This window comes from Pseudomonas sp. BMS12 (assembly GCF_001592875.1).
GTDB lineage: Bacteria > Pseudomonadota > Gammaproteobacteria > Pseudomonadales > Pseudomonadaceae > Aquipseudomonas.
Window position 1 is genome coordinate 47,327 of sequence record NZ_LSOF01000016.1, and the last position, 19,926, is coordinate 67,252.

Consider the following 19,926-nt stretch of genomic DNA (forward strand, 5'->3'; position numbering starts at 1 on the left):
CATGAAAATCAGCAGACAAGCCTATGCCGACATGTTCGGCCCCACCGTCGGCGACAAGGTGCGCCTGGCCGACACCGAATTGTGGGTCGAGGTCGAGAAGGACTTCACCACCTACGGCGACGAAGTGAAGTTCGGCGGCGGCAAGGTGATCCGCGACGGCATGGGCCAGAGCCAGCTGTGCGCCAAGGATGTGGTCGACACGGTGATCACCAACGCGCTGATCATCGATCACTGGGGCATCGTCAAGGCCGACGTCGGCCTCAAGAACGGACGCATCGCCGCTATCGGCAAGGCCGGCAACCCGGACATCCAGCCGGATGTGACCATCGCCATCGGCGGCGCCACCGAGGTCATCGCCGGAGAAGGCATGATCCTCACCGCCGGCGGCATCGACAGCCATATCCACTTCATCTGCCCGCAGCAGATCGAAGAAGCGCTGATGAGCGGCACCACCACCATGATCGGCGGCGGCACCGGCCCGGCCACCGGCACCTACGCCACCACAGTGACGCCCGGCCCCTGGCACATGGCGATGATGCTCAAGGCCGCCGACGCCTTCCCGATGAACATCGGCTTCACCGGCAAGGGCAACGTGTCGCTGCCGGAGCCCTTGATCGAACAGGTCAAGGCCGGGGCCATCGGCCTCAAGCTTCACGAGGATTGGGGCACCACCCCGGCCGCCATCGACAACTGCCTGGCCGTGGCCGATGAGTACGACATCCAGGTGGCGATCCATACCGACACCCTCAACGAGTCCGGCTTCGTCGAGACCACCCTCGGCGCGTTCAAGGGCCGCACCATTCACACCTACCACACCGAAGGTGCCGGCGGCGGGCACGCGCCGGACATCATCAAGGCCTGCGGTTTCCCCAACGTACTGCCCAGCTCGACCAACCCGACCCGGCCGTTCACCAAGAACACCATCGACGAGCACCTCGACATGCTGATGGTCTGCCACCACCTCGACCCGAGCATCGCCGAGGACGTGGCCTTCGCCGAAAGCCGCATCCGCCGCGAGACCATCGCCGCCGAGGATATCCTGCATGACCTCGGCGCCTTCTCCATGATCAGCTCCGACAGCCAGGCCATGGGCCGCGTCGGCGAGGTGATCACCCGCACCTGGCAGACTGCCGACAAGATGAAGAAACAGCGCGGCGCCCTGCCCGAGGATGCGGCGGGCAACGACAACTTCCGCGTGAAGCGCTACATCGCCAAGTACACCATCAACCCGGCGATCACCCACGGCATCAGCCACGAAGTGGGCTCCATCGAAGTGGGCAAATTCGCCGACCTGGTGCTGTGGCGCCCGGCCTTCTTCGGCGTGAAACCGACGCTGATCCTCAAGGGCGGCGCCATCGCCGCTAGCCTGATGGGCGACGCCAACGCCTCGATCCCGACGCCGCAGCCGGTGCACTACCGGCCGATGTTCGGCAGCTACGCCGGCATGCTGCACGCCACCAGCCTGACCTTCATTAGCCAGGCCGCCTTCGAGGCCGGCGTACCGCAGCAGCTTGGCCTGCAGAAGCAGATCGGCGTGGTCAAAGGCTGCCGCGAGGTGCAGAAGAGCGACCTGATCCACAACGGCTACCTGCCGGATATCGAGGTCGACCCGCAGAACTACCAGGTCAAGGCCGACGGCCAGTTGCTCTGGTGTGAACCGGCCGAGGTACTGCCGATGGCGCAGCGCTATTTCCTGTTCTGAGAGCCTGCTCAAGGTCTCGCGAGCTAGAGCCAGGCTAGGGCTAGGCGCCCCCGCAAACAAGTGAGAAAGCGTACTGGGCTCGCCCGCGAGTTTACGAATAGTACATAAGCATTCCGACCGGGCTGGCGCTCCAGGCTGTTTTTAACGACGCATGGCCGACGCGCAGCAGACTTTGAGCGGGTTCTGAGGCTTGCCTACGGACTCGCTCTAAGGTTGACTGCCGGCAAACCACAGCGAGCCCGTTCATGTCCCAAGCCTTGCGCCAGCATCTGAAGGAACGCCTGCAACCCCTGCTGGAGTCGCGCGGCTTCGTCGCCGACCAGCCGCAGCACGCGCTGTTCTGGACTTACCGCCGCCACGACGGCGAGCAGCTGCATATCCTCGAAGTGCAGTGGGACAAGTACCAGCGTCCACGCTTCATCCTCAACTACGGCACCGTCCCGAGCGCAGGGCTAAGCATTCAGGATCGGCTCGTGCCGGCCACTGAGCTTGCCGCCAGCTGGGCCAGCGACGCCGGCCGCCTGCAGGCCGGCACCTCGGCAAGCGAAAGCTGGTTCCGCCAGGACCGCCCCTGGTGGCGCCGCCTGCTGGGCGCCGCGCCGCTGGAGCCGCAGGTTCCGGTGCAGCAACTGCTGGCCTGCCTCGGTGAACTGGAGATCTACTGGCACAGCGGGCTGCTCGGCCCGCATATGTGGCCGCTGGGCCGCACCCAGTGAGACGGCTCAGCCCGCGCGACCGCCGCGCTGGCTCCAGGTCAGCGCCACACCGCTGAGGATGATCACCGCCATGCCGCACACAGCCCAGGCGTCCGGCACATGGTTGAACAACAGCATGCCGATCAGGGTCGCGGTGAGAATCTGCCCATAGGTAAAGGGCGCCAGGGCGGCCGGGCTGGCGAAGCGATAGGCGTGGGTCAGCAGCATGTGCCCGCTCATGGCCAGGGTGCCCAGCGCCGCCATCAGCAAAGTGTCCACCAGGCTGGGCAACTGCCAGGTCCAGGGCAGCAGCAGACTGCTGACCAGGGTGCCAACCAGGGCGGTGAGAAAGTTGCTGGTGGCCGGATCATCGGTATTGCTCAGGCGCCGGGTCAGCATCTGGTAGAGGCCAAAGCAGCAGGCCGCCGCCAGCGGCAGCAGGATGGCCGGGGTGAACAATGCACCGCCCGGGCGCACGATCAGCAGCACGCCGAGCAGGCCGCCGCCCACCGCCAGCCATACGCTGCGCGCCACCCGCTCCTTGAGCCAGAACACCGAGAGCAGCAACACCACCACCGGCGCCAGGAAGATCACCGCCGTCGCCTCGCCCAGCGGGATATAGCGCAGGCCGCAGTAGAACAGCAGCGTCACCGCGACCAGGCTCAGGCCACGCGCCAGCTGCAGCAACGGGCGCCGGGTATGCAACAGGCGCCAGCCCAGGCGTGGGGCGAATAGCGCCGCCATCAGCAGGTTCTGCGACAGGTAGCGAAACCACACCACCAGCAGCAGCGGATAGCTGGCGGTCAGGGTCTTGGCCAGGGCGTCCTGGCTCGACAGCAGCAGGCCGGCGCAGAGAATCAGCAGTATCCCCAGACCGGGGCGGGATTGTTCGGACACGACAGAGACCAGGGCAAGGAAGTGGGGTCAGAGCGGCTTGGCGAAGCCCGCCGAGAACAGAAAGGCCAGCACCAGCGGCATCACCAGCACGCTGCCGAGATTGCCGATCAGCACCAGGGCCGCGACCTTGTGCGGCTCCTGGCGGTACTGTTCGGCGACCATGTAGTTGAGCGCCGCCGGCGGCAGTGCGGCGAATACCCACAGGGTCGCCATCTGCACGCCCTGCAGGTCGAGTAGCGCGGCCAGTGGCCAGGCCAGCAGCAAACCGCTGGCCGGGCAGGCCACGGCGCCGAGCAAACCCAGGCGCCAGGCGCCGAAGTCCACGTCGAGCATACGCACGCCGAGGGCGAACAACATCAGCGGTACGCAGATCTCGCCCAGCATGCGGCAGGCTTCCAGCAGCCAGCCCGGCAGCGCCAGGCCGCCCAGGTTGACCGCCAGGCCGGCGGCGGTGGCGATCACCACCGGCACCCGCAGCAGGCGCCATAGCGGCGCGTGGCGGTCGAGCATGTGCAGGCCGACCGAGAAGTGCAGCAGCATCTCCACCACGAACAGCACCACGGCCGCCGGCAGCGCCTGCTCGCCGAACGCCAGCACCATCAGCGGCAGGCCCATGTTGCCGGCATTGCTGAACATCATCGGCGGCAGGAAGGTACGCAGGTCCAATTTCAACAGCCGCGCCAGCGGCCACAGCAGCAGCCCCGAGCCCAGCACCACCCCGGTGCCGGCCACGGCCAGGCCGGCATAGTCCTGCAGCGGCGCCTGGCGCTCGGCCAGCACCACGAACACCAGCAGCGGAACGAACAGCTCCATGTTCAGGGTGTTCAGCTGGCGAATATCGGGGCTGCGGAAACGACCGTACAGGGCGCCACATCCGGCAATCAGGAAGACCGGCAGGAGGGTCGAAAGGATCTGCGACAACATGGGGAATTACACGGGTCTGAAATGATAGTTAGCTTCGCAATAATACCCCTGCGAGGCAATTCGACTAACCGCTACCGCAGATCGATTGCGCTTTTAAAAACGACGAATGGGCCTTTCCATGAAACCCACGGGGTTATCCTCGGAACGCTCTAGACAGCCACTCTCGCCCGGCGAGGGGCTCCGCAGAGAGCAGGCTGCACGACCTCACTTATTGCGCCTTTCGGCGAACCAAGCATGGGGGCATGCGATGCACATCCGCACACTTCTACTGGGCAGCCTGGCGCTGCTCGGCTGCCAGGGCGCCCAGGCCTACGTCATGGAGCGCGAGCTGTTCAACTACGACCTGCGCCTTGCCACCACACCCACCCGCAGCATGGCCCAGGGCCTGGTACAGCCCAACGCCAGCAGCGCCTTCCATGGCGGCCTGGACGCCACCCACACGAGCGGTTGGTACTTTGGCGGCTGGGCACCCAGCATGGGCGTGCAGGAAGGCAGCATGCCGCAACTGGACCTCTATGCCGGCGTACAGCGGCCACTGAACGGTCAGCTGGGTTATGAGCTCGGGCTGATTCGCTACAGCCATCCCGGGCTCACCAAGCTCGATTACACCCAGTACTACAGCGGGCTGACACTGCTTGGCAGCCGCTTCGGCTTCGCCTTCAGCGACCAGCCGCAACGCTACGACGGCAATTTTCTGCTGGACCTGGCCCTGCCCAGACCGCTGAATCTGGACGTCACCCTGAAATACGGTGGCTATCGGCTGAATCAACCCGCACTCATTGGCGGCAACACGGTACAGCGCTTTGGCGACTGGTCGCTCAACCTGTCGCGCCAGTGGGCCGGTAGCCGGCTGCAATTTTCCTATGGCGACTCATCGTTGAGCGGAGCCGACTGCGCGGCCTATTCGGGCAACAACGGCCAGTGCGAAAGCTTGCTGATGCTGCGTGCCGAACGACCGCTGTTCTGATCAGCGCAACTGGCTGTCCTTGCTGCCCCGCCGATTGTAGCCGCTGCTCGCCTGCTGCTCTTTATCGTGCTCGCTCTGGCAGGCCACACACAGGCGCACGCCGGGTACAGCCTGGCGCCGCGCTTCGGGAATAAGCGCATCGCACTCCTCGCAGCGGCGCAGGCTCTCGCCCCGCGGCAACTGGCTGCGGGCGCGGGCAATGGCGTCCTCGATGCTGCTGTCGATCTGTTCCTGCACCGCACCGTCGTTGGTCCAGCCTCCGGCCATGATCAGCCCTCCTCTGTCGTCCCCACGACACAGGTATGCGCCGCTACGGCGCAGCTGACAAGCGGTGGGTAAGGCTCAGGCGCGCAGCAACTCGCAGTGCTCACGCAGGGCGCGGAGCATGAGGGCATCCTGGTTGAGGTCATGGATGGTCTTGAGCAATTGCTGGCGCAGCAGCTCGTCGGCGGTGGACTCGGCGGCACGCATCAGCACCAGAGCCGCGTCTTCGTTGCGCTCGGCGACCATGTCCAGGTTCTTGCGGATATTGCGGGAAATTCGCACGGGATAAGCTTTCTGCTGAATCGGGCCGCCACTCTAACCAGCCCCTGTGACGGCCTTGTTGCAACCTTGGCCCTCGACACAGCTTGTGATAATCGAGGCCCCAATAGCCATGCGACGGGCTCCCGGGGGCACACTGACCTAGGCGAAGGTGATCACGATCTTGGCATGCTCATCCGGCTTGGCCAGGGTGTCGAAGGCGCCACTGACACCGGCCAGATCCACCTTGCCGGTGATCAACGGCGCGCCATCGAGCTTGCCATCGGCCAGGGCGTGCAGGGTCTGGTGGAATTCCTCGCCGGTATAACCGAACGAGAAGTGCACGTTGGCCTCCTTGGCGATGGCGATCACCGGCTCGATCTGGTCGCTCTCCATGCACAGGCCGACCACGATCAGGCGTGAACGTGGCGGCGCATTCTGGATCACCTGCTGGATCATGCCGGGAATACCCACGCACTCGAACACCACGCAGGGGCGCGGCTGCGGGCCGAGGCCGAGCAGTGCCATAGGGCCGTTGATGTCATAACCCTGCGGCGCGGCCACCTCCAGCCAGGACTGATAGGGCGACTGCTCGGCCGGGTTGACCACCACATCCGCCCCCAGCTTCTCGGCCAGCGCGCGGCGCTTGGGCGAGAAGTCCGAGGCCACCACCGGACCGATGCCGCGTGACTTGAGGATGGCGATCACAGCCAGGCCGATCGGGCCGCAGCCGATCACCACCGGCACCTCGTCACCGCTCAACTGGGCACGATTGACCGCATGCGCCGCCACGGTCAGCGGCTCGGTCAGCGCGGCGATGTCGGCCGGCAGATCGCCCGGCACCGGCAGCACCATCTGCTCGGCCAGCACCATCTGCTCGCCATAGCCGCCCGGGTACTGGTTGGAGTAGCCGATATGGTGGAACTGCCGGTCGTTGATCACGAACGGAAGCGAGCAGATCCTGGTGCCTACCTTGAGCCGCTTGTCGCTGCCCGGGCCGTGGTCGAGCACCTCGCCGCAGAACTCGTGGCCGAACACCACGTCCTGCTGGGTATCGAAATCGATCGGCAGATTGGCCCGTTTGAAATTGCTCAGCACCAGTTCGCAGTGATGAAACATGTGCAGGTCGGAGCCGCAGATGCCACAGGCCAGGGTCTTGACCAGCAGTTCGCCCTGGGCAGGAACCGGGTCGGCAATCGCCGCCACTTCGAGCCTCTTGTCACGCATGACGACAGCTTTCATGGAGCACCTCTTGTTGTTATGGCGCCGCCGTCAGCGGCGGCGCGGGACAGCCCGTTCAGGACAGCTGGCCGGTTTCGCGCAGCCAGGCTTCGGAGTGACGCAGGCCTTCTTCCAGGCTCATCTTCGGGTTGTAGCCGAGCAGGCGGCGGGCCTTGTCGATGGAGATTTCCCCCGTGCGGGCGAACATGCGCATCACGTCCGGCGCGGTCTCGTTGGGTTTGTTCAGCACGCGGCAGACACGCCAGATCAGCCCGGTCAGACCCAGCGCCAGCCATAGCGGCAAGGTGCGCGGCGAACCCTCTCGCCCGGCCCAGCGCCAGTGATGAGTGAAGAACTCGGCCACGCTCACCGATTCGGCACAGCTGAGATGGAAGATCTGCCCGCGCCCCTGCGGCAGACCGGCGGCCAGCATCACGCCATCGAGCAGGTCGTCGATGTACACCGGGGTCCAGCGCCCACGACCACCGTCGGGCAGGATCAACTGGCCGGCCCTGGCCATCTTCAGCGGCTCGGTGAGCCAGGCCCGCGAGCCAGGCCCATAGACATCGCCCGGACGGACGATGGTGCAGTCGATTTCGCCGCCCGCATGGGCTGCCAGCACCATGTGTTCGCTGGCGCCCTTGGCCACGCCATAGCGGTACGCATCGCCGATCACCACTTCATTGCGCTCGTCGGCCACGCCCTTGCAGCGCCAGCCCAATGCAGCGATGGAGGAAAAATGCACGAAGCGCTTGGTACCCGAGGCGATGGCCACATCCAGGCAATTGCGCACGCCGCGCGCGGAAACATCGCTGTACTGCTGCCAGGAAGCCGACAGCGACACCACGGCAGCGGTGTTGATGAACAGTTCGCAGCCCCTGGCGTGCTCGGCCCAGGACTCGGGACGGGTCAGATCACCCGCCACCACGTTATTGGCCGGATCGGCGTGCAGGTCCATGCCGCGCACCTCGGCACCCAGATCGCGATAGCGCTGGACCAGGGCACGGCCAATGAAACCGCTGGCACCGGTAATGAAGACGGAACGCGGCACGGCAGGCGTCTGCCCATCCGCGCCAACAGGCATGCAGGCTCGAGTCATGTTGTTTGTTCTCTGATGGGAAAGCCCGTCGCAGACGGCGGGCTGACACAGGCTTGGCTAGACGATTCGGCGATTACTCGACGGTGTAGCCGGCGTGGCCCGGACGGATGTACTTGGCCGGCTCCAGGCCGCGTTCCTTCACCAGGCGGTCGATCATCAGGGTGATGTCGCTGGCATCCATGGTGTTCACGTAGTTACCTTCGGCATCGAAGTTGATGTTGGCGCCGTACACCACCATGAAGGTGTCGGTTATCTCGGTGTTGTCGGCCGGCACGCTGAAGGTGTGGATCGAGCCGCCTGGCTCGAACAGATAGCAGCCGGCGGTTTGTGGCTGATCCGGGTACTCGACGTAATTCCACTTGCCGCTCATGGTGAACAGGTGCACCACACCTGTGTGGTAGTGGCACGGCAGGGTCACGCCGGGGTGGAAGCGCACGCGCAGGCACCACACACCGACATTGGGATCGAGATACAGCGGCTGCACATCGACACCGGGAAAATACGGCCCCATGGCGTCTTCGTAGATCGGCAGCTCATTGGTGTTGAGGGTCAGCAGCTCTTTGTGGTCGAAGACCGGAATCGGCATGGGCATCTTTGTTGTTCTCCTGATCGGGCTATGGGCGATCCCTCGGGATCTGCCGTCATGCTGCGTCAGATGCGTCTCAACGACTTGATAAAGTGCGCCAAGGCCTGGTCATTTCATTCCAGCCAGCCCATGTATAGGGTTTGACAATACGCGCCAAGACACCCAGCATCTGCCGACGCGAAGCCACAACAACAAAGACCACGGCCGCCCCCCATGAACTACTTCACCCGCGCCTCCTCCCTGGCCGAATTCCTGCCCTTCGCCACCTCGCAAGGGCTCAATGCACTGGAAATCCTGCGCGATGCCGAGCTGCCAGCGGCCTGCCTGGACAGGCCCGAAGACCTGATCCCCTATGCGCGCTTCGGCCGCGTGCTGGAACTGAGCGCAGAGCGCAGCGGCAACCCGCTGTTCGGCCTGCAGTTCGGTCTGCACCAGGGGGTCAGCATCTTCGGCTCGCTGCTCTACCTGATACGCAACGCCGACAACGTCGGTGAGGCCCTGCGCGATCTCAGCCAGTACTTTCACGTGCATGACACCGCCGCCGATGTGGTGATCGAGCACCAGGGCGAACACGCTCTGCTGTGCTATCGCCAGGCCAGCCTGGACACGCCCGGCCTGCGCCAGATCAGCGAGCTGGCCATGGGCGTTGGTCACCAGCTGATGCACACCCTGCTGGGCAACCGCTGGCAGATAGCGGCCGTGCTGCTGCAACACGCCCCCCAGGTTGCTGCCGGCCAATACCGGCGCCTGCTCGGCGTCGCACCACGTTTCAACAGTCCCCAGGACGCCCTGATGTTCGACGCCGCCCTGCTCGCCGTGCCCCTGCGCGATGCCGACAAGGCACTGCACAAGCTGGTGCAGCAGCATCTGGCCACGGTGACTCACCTCAAGCGCGACGAGCTGGCCAGCTATGTACAACGCCTGCTGCGCAATTTCCTGCCCAACGGCCGGGTGACCATCGACTCCATCGCCGACTTCATGCAGCTCAGCCCGCGCTCGCTACAGCGTCATCTGAACGAGGCCGGCACCTCGTTTCAGGCCCTGCTGGACCAGACCCGCCAGGCCATGACCCAGCACTACCTCAAGGAATCGCAGATCAGCCTGGGGCAGCTTTCCGAGCTGCTCGGCTACTCCGACCAGAGCGCGTTTTCCCGCGCCTTCCAGCGCTGGTACGGCATGAGCCCCAGCCAGTGGAGCAAGGCTAATGCACCGCAGGTAGCGAGCCGTCTGCGAGCGCTCTGAGGCCGGAAACAGAAACGGGCACCGAAGTGCCCGTTTCCCTGTAGCGAGACCGCCTTACTGCTTCTGGTACTTCATGAACTGCTCCATCATCTGATCGACGGTGAAGCTGGCCGGGCGCTGGCGCGGCGGGTATTTCTCGAAGGTCATCAGGAACTGGCGAACGCGCGCCATGGCCGGCAAACCGGCGGCATGCATCTTCTTGTCCCACCAGCCGTTGTAGTTGTTGGCGTCGGTGTCGGCACGTTCGAAGGGGTCGCGGCGCAGGTTGAAGATCTTCGGCGCACGCAGCTTGACGAAGGGGTCGCGCCACACGGCGAAACGGTGGGCACGCTGTTCGGCATACACCAGCTTCCAGTCGCCATCGCGCGAGGCCAGCAGGTCGCCATCGTCGCTGAAGTAGTAGAAGTCGGTGCGCGGGCCTTTGTCCTGCTTGCCTTCCAGGTAGGGGACGAAGTCATAGCCATCGAGGTGCACGTTGAAGCGCTTGCTGCCGGCCTGATAGCCCTCGAGCAGTTTTTCCTTCACCTGCGGCTCGCCGGCAATGTGCATCAGGGTCGGCACCCAGTCCAGGTGCGACATGACTTCGTTGGAGATGCGGCCCGGCTGGATGTGATTCGGCCAGCGCACCACGGCCGGCACCCGGAAGCCGCCTTCCCAGTTGGTGTTCTTCTCGCCGCGGAACGGGGTGATGCCGGCATCCGGCCACTGGTTGAAGTGCACACCGTTGTCGGTGGTGTAGAGCACGATGGTGTTGTCGGCGATGCCCAGATCGTCGAGTTGCTTGAGCAGCTCGCCGACCTGCTCGTCATGCTCGACCATGGCATCGTTGTAGAAGTCCTGGCCGGACTTGCCCTTGGTCTTCTCGTTGATGTGGGTGTAGTAGTGCATGCGGCTGGCGTTGAACCAGACGAAGAACGGCTTGTCGGCCTTGGCCGCCTTGTCGATGAAGTTCTTCGAGGCCTCGAGGAACTCCGCGTCGATGGTCTCCATGCGCTTCTTGTTCAGCGGACCGAGATCCTCGACCTTGCCATCGGCGGTGCTGTGGATGATGCCGCGCGGGCGCAGCAGCTTGTCCAGCTGCGGATTCTTGGTCCAGTCCATGTCCTCCGGCATTTCCTCGGCATTGAGGTGGTAGAGATTGCCGAAGAACTCGTCGAAACCGTGCTGGGTGGGGAGGAACTCGTCGCGATCACCCAGGTGGTTCTTGCCGAACTGACCGGTGGCGTAGCCCAGCGGCTTGAGCAACTCGGCCAGTGTCGGGTCTTCCTTCTGGATACCGATCGGCGCTCCGGGCAGGCCCACCTTGGTCAGGCCGGTACGCACCGGAATCTGCCCGGTGATGAAGGCCGAGCGGCCGGCGGTGCAGCTCTGCTCGCCGTAGTAGTCGGTGAACATCATGCCTTCGTTGGCCAGGCGGTCGATGTTGGGGGTCTGGTAACCCATCATGCCGTGGCTGTACTTGCTGATATTGGTGATACCGATGTCGTCGCCGAAGATCACCAGAATGTTCGGCTTGTCGGCGGCATGCGCCAGCGGCAGGGCAAAGATCGACGCCGCCACCATGGCGGCTCGCGCCCATGGCAGGAGCGCGGAGGAGAGATTACGCATAGCTGCAATCCTTATTGTTATGTATGAGCTGCACTGGAGCATGGCATACATGCGGCAGGTCACCAGAAGGGCCGGCAAAACAAGCCCAGACTGCGGAACTATGCGTGCGGTGGGCGCTGAATATTTGACAGATGGCGCCACATCTTTACCAAATCACGACAGCTGCGACGAACCCCTACTCCTTGACGTTCATGTACTCCCGCGCCCAGACGATGTAGTCCTCGGGGTGGGTGTACTTGTGCGTCAGCTCGGTGGCGTTGAGGTCGCTGGCGGCGATGCCACGCTGCTCGCGCAGGCAGTCGTAGGTGGCCTTGATCGCCGCGAAATAAGCAGCGTGGCCGTCGACCACGATGCGCACGCCGAGGCGCGCCAGGCGGGCGTCGTCGCGCAACTCAGGGTTGCCATAGCTGACCAGCATCAGCGGCACACTCAGGTGCGAGGCGATCTGCTCCAGATGCTCGAAGTCGCGGATACCGACCATGCAGATGGCGTCGGCGCCGGCCGTTTCATAGGCCAGGGTGCGGCGCACCACTTCGTCTACTTCCAGCATGCCGGCATGGGTGCGGGCGATCACTGCCAACTCGGGATCGACCCGTGCCTCCAGCGCCGCGCGAATCTTGCCGACGCCTTCGTCGATGCCGATCAAGTCGGTGGACTTGCGGCCGAACTGGGCGGGCAGCAGGGTGTCTTCCAGGGTTAGGGCGGCGATGCCGGCGCGCTCCAGCTCAACAACAGTGCGCATCACGTTGAGTGCATTGCCGTAGCCATGGTCGGCATCGGCGATCACCGGCAGGCGCGCGACGCGGCCGATGCGGGTGGCCTGTTCGACGAACTCGCTGAGGGTGATCAGGGCAAAGTCCGGCGCGGCCAAAACCTGTAGTGAAGCTACAGAGCCACCCAGGATACCGACCTCGAAACCCAGGTCGGCGGCAATCCGCGCCGACATCGGGTCGAAGACCGAAGCCGTGTGGTAGCAGGCGTCAGAGGCGAGAAGCGCACGAAACTGCGCGCGAAGATCATGATGAGAGGCTGTTGGCATGGTCGGCACTATGTAGAAGTCGTGAAGGCTTAGGCTGCAGATTATGTAGTAAAACTACAAAAACAGTCACGGGCGACTCGTCATAAATGCCCGATCAGCCTTGCGCCCAGCTTTCAACCGGCATATTTCGGCGACAGCCCACCCACCTCAGCCGAGCTCCGCCGGCAGACGCGGACCTATACCGGCACCCGTCAGCAAACCATAGGCCATCCACAGCGCCACTGCGGCATAGACCAGGCGCGGCAGCCAGGTCGCCAACTGTTCCTCGAACTCGGCCAGGCCAAGGCTTTCTCGCTGTGCGTAGCCGAGCAGCGTGGCAGCAACTGTACCGCTGGCTTCGCCGGTGCGAACCAATGCCGCCAGCTGCGGCTGACCGGGAAACTCCAGCGCCTGCATGGCCTGCGCCAGGGGCTGACCGGCCAACACGCGTTGCTGCATGGCCAGGAAGGCGCTGCGCATGGCCGGGTCGCGGAGCGTTGCCTGCGCCCTGGGCAGCGCATCGAACATCGGCATGCCTGCCTCCAGCAGCAGCCCCAGGCTCTCGAAGTAGTCCCGCGCATTGCGCCGCGCCAAAGCCCGGCCCAGCACAGGTAGGCGACTGAGCAACGCACTCTGCTGGCCACGCGCAGACTGCCTCTGCCACCACCAGCGCCCCGCCAGCAGCAGGCCAGCCAGCAGCAATAGTGGCTGCAACACGCCCCACAGATAACCACCGAGGCTCAGCGTGCCGCCGACCAACGCCGGTAACGGCTGAATCAGCAGCGCCAGCAACAGCACGGCCGCCGGCAGCATCAGGCGCGACTTTATAGCTCGAGCTTGCACCACCTGTTGCTCGTAACCGGCAGCCAGGCGCAGGAGCATGCGCGCCGGACTGCCGGCGGCCTGGGCGGCACGCAGCAGGCTGCCTTCCAGCGGCGTGAACACCCCGGCCTGCAGACCGGCACCCGCCAGGTCGCGCCCCTGCCCGATTAGGCGCGCAAGCACCTGCACCCGACGTTGCGCCTGCGCGGGCAACTGCACCGTGGCCAGCGCCCGATCCAACGGCACACCGGCCTGCTCCATGGCCCCGAGCTGGGCGAACAGCGCAGCGCGCTCGGCAAGAGGCATGGGGGCAAGGGACATGAGGCGTAATCCATCTGATGGGGCTTCGGAGTTTAACCGGATGCACTGGCCTCTTCAGCGCGGTGTGTTTCCATCAGAATTTAAAGTTATAGTATTACATAACCACAAGGAGCCCCAATGAAACCGCCCGCCTCGCCCTGGCTGCTCAGCCTGCCCCTGTACCTGCTTGCCCAGGACCTGCACGCCGAACAGCCGCTGCAACTGGACACCCTGACCATCAGCGACAGCGCCATCAGCGAAAGCGCGAATGGCCCCGTGCAGGGTTATCGCGCCACCCGCTCGGCTACCGCCACGCGCACCGACACCGATATCCGCGACACCCCGCAGACCATCGAGGTGATCCCCAGCCAGGTACTGGAAGACCTCGGCAGCACCCGCATCGACCGCGCCCTGGATTTCGCCGGCGGCGTGTCGCGACAGAACAACTTCGGCGGTCTGACCTTCTACAACTACAGCGTGCGTGGCTTCACCACCGACCAGCTGTATCGCAACGGCTTCGCCATCAACCGCGGCAGCTACAGTTCGCCGGACACCGGCGCCATCGAGCGCATCGAGGTGCTCAAGGGCCCTTCCGCCAGCCTCTACGGCCGTGGCGACCCCGGCGGCCTGGTCAATCTCGTCAGCAAGCGCCCGCAGGCCGAAGCCTTCACTCAACTCGACGTCAGCGCCGGTAGCTGGGATCGCTACCGCACCAGCCTGGACGCCAACACCCCGCTGAGCGAAGACGGCAGCCTGCTGTCGCGCATCAACCTGGCGGTCGAGGACAACGGCAGCTTCCGCGACCATGTGGATAACCGCCGCCAGGTGGTCACTCCCTCGCTGAGCTGGCAGCTCGACCAGGACACCACCCTGCAACTGGACGCCGAGTTCTCCCGCACCGAGTCGGTGTTCGACCGCGGCATCCCGGCGGTGAACGGCGAGATGGGCGCGGTGTCACGCTCCACCTTTCTCGGCGAGCCGAACGACGGCCACATCCGCAACGACAACCAGACCCTCGACCTGGCTCTGGAACGCTACCTGAACGAGGACTGGAAGCTGCGCCTGGCCAACCACTACACCCAGGGCCATATGCAGGGCGATTCCAGCGAACCAGGCGCACTGGTCGGCGACACCGTCACCCGGCGCTTCCGTCAGCGCGACTTCGAGTGGAACGACAGCATCACCCAGGCCGAACTGCACGGCCAGGTGGAGGGTTTCGGCTGGCAGCACCAGCTGCTCGCCGGGCTGGAGTACGAGAACTACCGCAACAGCCAGAAGTACCCGCAGAGCGGCCTGTCGCTCGGCTACGGGCAGAACATCTACAACCCGGTGTACGGCGCGCCCAAGCCGGCGATCACCAGCCCCAACGACTTCTTCGAGCAGACCGAGAGCTACGCCCTCAACCTGCAAGACCAGATCACCTTCAGCGAACGCCTGCGCGGCCTGCTCGGCGTGCGCCTGGAACGGGTCGAGCAGCATGCGCTGAACCGCGCCACCGGTGTGGAAACCTCGCAGTACAAGGACGTCGCCACCCCGCGTATCGGTGCGCTCTACCAGCTCACCCCGCAGGTCGGCGTGTTCGCCAACGCCTCGTCGTCCTTCCGCCCCAATGCCCTCGGCAGCCAGGGCCAGGTCTATAAGCCGGAGAAAGGCATCGGCTACGAAAGCGGCCTGAAGCTGGATCTGCTCGACGGCCGCCTGGGCGGCACTATCGCCCTGTTCCATATCGACAAGGAAAACGTCATCACCACCGACGCCCTCGGTGAGAGCGTGGCGGCCGGCGAGGCACGCAGCCAGGGCCTGGACATGCAGTTCAGCGGCCAGCTCAGCGACGCCGTGCGGGTGATCGGCGCCTACGCCTATATCGATGCGGAAGTGACCAAGGGCGATGCCGCCATCCCCACCGGCAGTGACCTGGTCGGCGTGGCACAACACAGCGGCAGCCTGATGGCGGTGTACGAGTTCCAGGGCGGCGCCCTGCAGGGCTCGGATATCGGCGCGGCGGTGAACTATGTCGGCGACCGCTCCGGCCAGGCTGGCAGCGACTTCCGCCTGGACGCCTACGAGACCCTGGACCTGCTCGCCCACTACAAGCTCAGCCCGGACGTCACCCTGGGCGTGAACCTCAACAACGTCTTCGACCGCAAGTACTACGAGCGCAGCTACAACACCGTCTGGGTGCTGCCGGGCGAGCCACGCAACCTCAACTTCAGCCTGAGCCTGGCGCTCTAAGGACTTTCTCGATGCGTATCTCTCTTCCCCTGCTGCTCGCCGGCCTGCTCGTCTGCGGCCAAGCCACCGCCCACGGCCTGTGGACCGAACAGCGCCGCGGCAATCATGAAGTCATCTACGGCCATGGCGCCGAGGACGACGCCTTCAAAGCCGAGAAGATCAGCGGCGCCTGGGCCTACGACGGCGCCGGCAAGATGATCCCGGTGACCGTGCAGCGCCTGGACGACCACGCCCGCCTGCAGCCGCTGCGCGCGCCGGCGGTGCTGGCCGTGGCACTGGACAACGGCGCCTGGTCGCAGACCCCGGACAAACAGTGGATCAACCAGGGACGCAGCCAGGTGCCGAACTCCACCCACTCGCTGCACACCTACAAGTACAGCCTGGCCCTTCTCGCCCCTAGTGCGAAATTGCCGGCGCTGGACAAGCTGCGCCTGGCCATCGTGCCGCAGAGCGACCCGCTTGCGGTCGGCCCGGGCAAACCGCTGCGCGTGCAGGTGCTGGTGGATGGCAAACCGGCCAAGGACGTGAAGCTGATCGGTGACTACCGCGGCATGCCCCATGAAGTCAGCGCCACCACCGACGCCCAGGGTTACGCCGAGGTGACGGTGCGCAACGAAGGCCTGAACATCATCGCCGCCGAGCTGTACCAGCCAGTGAAAGGCGACATGGATATCGAAGAGCTCGGTCTGTTCAGCTCGCTGACCTTCCTCGGCAGCGAGCACCACGAATAAGCTGATTCAGAGTCTTTTCAACGGCTCGCGAGCTAGAGCCAGCCTAGGGCTAGGCGCCCCCGCAAACCGGCGAGGAAAGCACTGGGGCCGCACCCGGGTTTACGAGAGGTAAATGAGCATTTCGACCGGGCTGGCGCTCCAGACTGTTTTTAACGACGCATGGCCGACGCACAGCAGCCATTGAATAGGCTCTCAGGGCAGCGTCGCGTCCGGCAGCCATTTCTGGAAGATTCGCTCCAGGCTGCCATCGCGGCGCATCCCGGCCAGCGCGTGACGCCAGCGCTCCACCACCTCGCCCGAGGTCTGCGGGGAGAAGGCGATGTAGTAGTCGGACTGCATGAAGCTCAGGTGGCTCTGTACCTCTTCCGGCGTCAGGCCGCCGCTGGCCAGCTCCTCACGCAAGGTAAGGTCCTCGGTGGCGATCAGCTTGACCCGGCCATGCTTGAGCATGGTCACCATCTGCCGGGGGCTGGGCACTCCATACAGGTTGTCGAAGCCCAGCTGGCGCAGGGTTTCGTAGCTGTACCACTGCTTGGGCAGGGCCAGAGTGCCGGACTTGGCGGCATCCTCCAGGCTGTCGATATGCAGGTTGCTGCTCTTCAGCGAATAGAACCGGGTAGTGCCACGCAGGATCGGCCCAACCCACTGGAACAGCGCCTCGCGCTCGGCGGTGCGTACCACCGAGAACAGCCCGGTGTCGGCCTGCTGCTTGGCCAGATGGTAGGCGCGCGTCCAGGGCAGCAGCTCGATGTGCGCCGCGCTGTCCGTGCGACGAATCAGCTCGCGCACTACCTCCACCGAGTAGCCATCGGGTGTGCCATCACGCAAAAAGCTGGTGGGTGGCGCTTCCTCCGTCAGCAGTTGCAACTCGGACGCCCAGGCGGGTAGTGCCACCAATGCCAGCAGCAACAGCCAACACGCCCGTATTACCTTGAGCATCTGTTTATCCTCACCCACCCCGTTCAGGGCAACAGCAAACGCTGTACTGCCGGCTCGTCCAGGTTGCGTTTATCTACGTAGATCGCCGGCAACGCTACGCGCCGCGCGCCCTCGAGATCGCCATCGAGAATCCGCCGGGCGCGCAGCACACTCTCGGCGCCGATCATCGCCGGCTGCTGCACCATCAGCCCGGCCAGCTCATCCTGGCGCAAGGCTTCTATCAACAATGGGCTGGAATCGAAACCCACATGCACCAGCTTGCCGACCAGCCTCGCCCGCCGCAATACAGCCAGCGTCTCCAGGGTCGTGCCCTCGCTTGGTGTGAACAGCCCATCGAGCCCCTGCAACTCCTGGCTCAAGTCGGCCATCTTAGAAGGCTCGTCCTGCGGCAGGTAGCGATCCAGCGCCACGTGCAGGCCACCGGCCCTGGCGCCATCCAGGAAGCCACGCTCACGTTCGCTGGTCGATTGCACCTGAGCATTGAGGCGCAGCAGCGCCACTTTGCCGCGGCCACCCAGCAGGCGGGCCAGCTGCTGCCCAGCCAGCAGGCCAGCAGCGTGGTTGTCGGTGGCGATGGCGGCCAGCACCGCCTTGTCACCCAGATCCCGATCGATATAGATGCCCTGGGTTCCCTGGGCCCGGAGCTCGGCCATGCGCGTGGCCACCGCAGGGCCGCTGGGTGCGACGATCAGCACGCCGCAGTTGAACTTGCCCATGCGCTCGATCAGCTCCAGTTGCACCGCAACGTCCCCATCGCGGCTCGGGCCTCGGGCATAGAGCGGGATGCCCAGCTCGGCGGCAACGGCCTCGGCGCCCTCGCGCACCTGACGCCAGAAGACCTGACCACCGGCACTGGTCACCAGACTGATGCACCGTTCCTGTGCAGTGGCGCCGTCGCTAGCCAACAGCGCCGCCAACAGGCAGGCACTTGCTCGAATAGGCATGTTCAGCTCCCCTGACAGCTGGAACGACTCTCGATCATCGAAATAGGTATCCAGCAATCTAGCGCACGTAGTGCTGTAACCCCAGCAAAGACTATCAGCCGACCTGCGGCGTCTATTTGCCCGAGCATGTCGCGCCCCGCTCGCATAGAATGCGCGGCCGTTTTTTCCGGAACCGTCGCGCCATGAACCACCCGCTCCCCGCCAACGCCCTGGGCATCGACTTCGGCACCTCCAACTCCACCGTCGGCTGGTGGCGGCCAGGGCAGGAGCCCCTGCTGGAGCTGGAAGACGGCAAGATCACCCTGCCCTCGGTGATCTTCTTCAATACCGAGGAGCGCCGCCCGGTGTACGGCCGCCTGGCGCTGAGCGAATACCTGGAAGGCTACGAGGGGCGCCTGATGCGCTCGCTGAAAAGCCTGCTCGGCTCCAAGCTGCTGAAAAGCGAAACCACGGTGCTGGGCAGCGCCCTGCCGTTCCGCGACCTGCTCGGCTTCTTTATCGGTGAGCTGAAGAACCGCGCCGAAGCCCAGGCCGATCGCGAGTTCGAGCAGGTGGTGCTGGGCCGCCCGGTGTTCTTCGTCGACGACGACCCGGCCGCCGACGCCGAGGCCGCCAACACCCTGCAGGCGGTGGCGCACAAGCTTGGCTTCAAGGAAGTCTCCTTCCAGTACGAACCGATCGCCGCGGCCTTCGACTACGAGCGCAGCATCACGCGCGAGGAGCTGGTGCTGATCGTCGACATCGGCGGCGGTACCTCGGACTTCTCCCTGGTGCGTCTGGCGCCAGAACGCCGCGAGTTGAACGAGCGCCAGGACGACATCCTGGCCACCGGCGGCGTGCACATCGGCGGTACCGACTTCGACAAGCAGCTCAGCCTGGAAGGCGTCATGCCGCTGTTCGGCTACGGCAGCCGCATGAAGAGCGACGCGCCGATGCCCACCAGCCACCACCTCAACCTGGCCACCTGGCACACCATCAACGCGGTGTACGCGCAGAAGGCCCAGCTGGCGCTGAAGAACATGCGCTACGACATCGTCGACCCGACCGGCATCGACCGCCTGCTCAGCCTCACCGAACAACGCGCCGGCCACTGGCTGGCGATGCAGGTGGAAGACAGCAAGATCGCCCTGACCGAGCACGACAGCCGCAACATCGACCTGTCGCGCATCGAGCCAGGCCTCAGCGCCCTGCTCGACCGCCCATTGTTCGACCGCGCCATCGACGGGTTGCTGGAACGCATCCGCATCGGCGTCGACGAACTGCTGTGCAAGGCCGGTGTGGGGCACGGCGAGATCGACACCATCTTCTTCACCGGCGGCTCCAGCACCATCCCGGCCCTGCGCCAGAGCGTGGCCGCCCTGCTACCCAACGCCCGCGCCACCGAAGGCAACAGCTTCGGCAGCATCGGCAGCGGCCTGGCCATCGAGGCCAGACGTCGCTACGGCTGAGTCGTGCAGTCCAAGGGCTCGCAGTAATC

General features: G+C 64.9%; 19 protein-coding genes. 7 read left to right on the top strand and 12 right to left on the bottom strand.

What is annotated here, in order from left to right; all coding sequences use genetic code 11:
* Nucleotide 1 precedes the first annotated feature (1 nt).
* Together ureC and AYB31_RS15920 are read left to right on the top strand one after the other, a co-directional pair.
* Nucleotides 2-1,702, top strand: coding sequence for an urease subunit alpha (gene ureC, locus AYB31_RS15915; protein WP_068829685.1), 1,701 nt, complete (start codon nt 2-4; stop codon nt 1,700-1,702).
* A 245-nt stretch (nt 1,703-1,947) separates the two neighbouring features.
* Nucleotides 1,948-2,418, top strand: a complete 471-nt coding sequence (locus AYB31_RS15920; protein ID WP_068829686.1) for a hypothetical protein — start codon at nt 1,948-1,950, stop codon at nt 2,416-2,418.
* Between the two features lie 6 nt (nt 2,419-2,424).
* On the opposite strand, the gene AYB31_RS15925 is transcribed toward AYB31_RS15920, so the two are convergent.
* A complete protein-coding gene (locus AYB31_RS15925) occupies nt 2,425-3,294 on the bottom strand; it encodes a DMT family transporter (RefSeq protein WP_068829687.1) in 870 nt (289 codons plus the stop codon).
* 27 nt (nt 3,295-3,321) lie between these two features.
* Nucleotides 3,322-4,218, bottom strand: a complete 897-nt coding sequence (locus AYB31_RS15930; RefSeq protein ID WP_068829688.1) for an AEC family transporter — start codon at nt 4,216-4,218, stop codon at nt 3,322-3,324.
* A 247-nt stretch (nt 4,219-4,465) separates the two neighbouring features.
* Between AYB31_RS15930 and AYB31_RS15935 the strand changes: the two genes are divergently transcribed.
* Entirely contained in the window at nt 4,466-5,185 is a 720-nt protein-coding gene (locus AYB31_RS15935) for a TorF family putative porin (RefSeq protein WP_068829689.1), read from the top strand.
* Here the strand turns inward: AYB31_RS15935 and AYB31_RS15940 are convergent, their stop codons facing one another.
* From AYB31_RS15940 to AYB31_RS15955, 5 genes are all read right to left on the bottom strand, one after another.
* A complete protein-coding gene (locus tag AYB31_RS15940) occupies nt 5,186-5,452 on the bottom strand; it encodes a DksA/TraR family C4-type zinc finger protein (RefSeq protein ID WP_068829690.1) in 267 nt (88 codons plus the stop codon).
* A 75-nt stretch (nt 5,453-5,527) separates the two neighbouring features.
* Nucleotides 5,528-5,731, bottom strand: coding sequence for a hypothetical protein (locus tag AYB31_RS21525; protein ID WP_153020731.1), 204 nt, complete (start codon nt 5,729-5,731; stop codon nt 5,528-5,530).
* A gap of 138 nt (nt 5,732-5,869) precedes the next feature.
* Nucleotides 5,870-6,949: a zinc-binding dehydrogenase gene (locus AYB31_RS15945; RefSeq protein ID WP_068829691.1), complete on the bottom strand. Its 1,080-nt coding sequence runs from the start codon at nt 6,947-6,949 to the stop codon at nt 5,870-5,872.
* Between the two features lie 55 nt (nt 6,950-7,004).
* On the bottom strand, nt 7,005-8,027 hold the full coding sequence (locus AYB31_RS15950; RefSeq protein ID WP_201787428.1) for an NAD-dependent epimerase/dehydratase family protein: 1,023 nt from the start codon (nt 8,025-8,027) through the stop codon (nt 7,005-7,007).
* Nucleotides 8,028-8,100: 73 nt separating this feature from the next.
* Nucleotides 8,101-8,619, bottom strand: a complete 519-nt coding sequence (locus AYB31_RS15955; RefSeq protein WP_153020732.1) for a 2,4'-dihydroxyacetophenone dioxygenase family protein — start codon at nt 8,617-8,619, stop codon at nt 8,101-8,103.
* Nucleotides 8,620-8,826: 207 nt separating this feature from the next.
* Here AYB31_RS15955 and qhpR point away from each other — a divergent pair, with 207 nt between their 5' ends.
* Nucleotides 8,827-9,855 carry an AraC-like transcriptional regulator QhpR gene (gene qhpR / locus AYB31_RS15960; protein ID WP_068829693.1) on the top strand — a complete coding sequence of 343 codons (1,029 nt, stop codon included), beginning with the start codon at nt 8,827-8,829 and terminating at the stop codon, nt 9,853-9,855.
* A 54-nt stretch (nt 9,856-9,909) separates the two neighbouring features.
* Here qhpR and AYB31_RS15965 read toward each other — a convergent pair whose 3' ends face one another.
* The 3 genes from AYB31_RS15965 to AYB31_RS15975 all read right to left on the bottom strand — a co-directional run bounded on the left by AYB31_RS15965 (nt 9,910) and on the right by AYB31_RS15975 (nt 13,624).
* On the bottom strand, nt 9,910-11,463 hold the full coding sequence (locus tag AYB31_RS15965) for an arylsulfatase (protein ID WP_068829694.1): 1,554 nt from the start codon (nt 11,461-11,463) through the stop codon (nt 9,910-9,912).
* Nucleotides 11,464-11,638: 175 nt separating this feature from the next.
* Nucleotides 11,639-12,502 carry an isocitrate lyase/PEP mutase family protein gene (locus tag AYB31_RS15970; RefSeq protein WP_068829695.1) on the bottom strand — a complete coding sequence of 288 codons (864 nt, stop codon included), beginning with the start codon at nt 12,500-12,502 and terminating at the stop codon, nt 11,639-11,641.
* Nucleotides 12,503-12,649: 147 nt separating this feature from the next.
* Nucleotides 12,650-13,624 (bottom strand): type II secretion system F family protein, encoded by a 975-nt coding sequence (locus AYB31_RS15975; RefSeq protein ID WP_068829696.1) that lies wholly within the window; start codon nt 13,622-13,624, stop codon nt 12,650-12,652.
* Nucleotides 13,625-13,741: 117 nt separating this feature from the next.
* Between AYB31_RS15975 and AYB31_RS15980 the strand changes: the two genes are divergently transcribed.
* Nucleotides 13,742-15,835, top strand: a complete 2,094-nt coding sequence (locus AYB31_RS15980) for a TonB-dependent siderophore receptor (protein WP_068829697.1) — start codon at nt 13,742-13,744, stop codon at nt 15,833-15,835.
* A gap of 11 nt (nt 15,836-15,846) precedes the next feature.
* The gene (locus AYB31_RS15985) at nt 15,847-16,566 is read left to right on the top strand and encodes a DUF4198 domain-containing protein (RefSeq protein WP_068829698.1); all 720 of its coding nucleotides are present in this window, start codon (nt 15,847-15,849) and stop codon (nt 16,564-16,566) included.
* A gap of 192 nt (nt 16,567-16,758) precedes the next feature.
* Here AYB31_RS15985 and AYB31_RS15990 read toward each other — a convergent pair whose 3' ends face one another.
* Together AYB31_RS15990 and AYB31_RS15995 are read right to left on the bottom strand one after the other, a co-directional pair.
* Nucleotides 16,759-17,505, bottom strand: coding sequence for a substrate-binding periplasmic protein (locus tag AYB31_RS15990; RefSeq protein WP_068829699.1), 747 nt, complete (start codon nt 17,503-17,505; stop codon nt 16,759-16,761).
* A gap of 23 nt (nt 17,506-17,528) precedes the next feature.
* Entirely contained in the window at nt 17,529-18,449 is a 921-nt protein-coding gene (locus AYB31_RS15995) for a substrate-binding domain-containing protein (RefSeq protein ID WP_068829700.1), read from the bottom strand.
* A 182-nt stretch (nt 18,450-18,631) separates the two neighbouring features.
* On the opposite strand from AYB31_RS15995, the gene AYB31_RS16000 reads away from it, so the two are divergent.
* Complete coding sequence (locus tag AYB31_RS16000) at nt 18,632-19,897, top strand: Hsp70 family protein (RefSeq protein WP_068829701.1); 1,266 nt, start codon at nt 18,632-18,634, stop codon at nt 19,895-19,897.
* Nucleotides 19,898-19,926 lie beyond the last annotated feature (29 nt).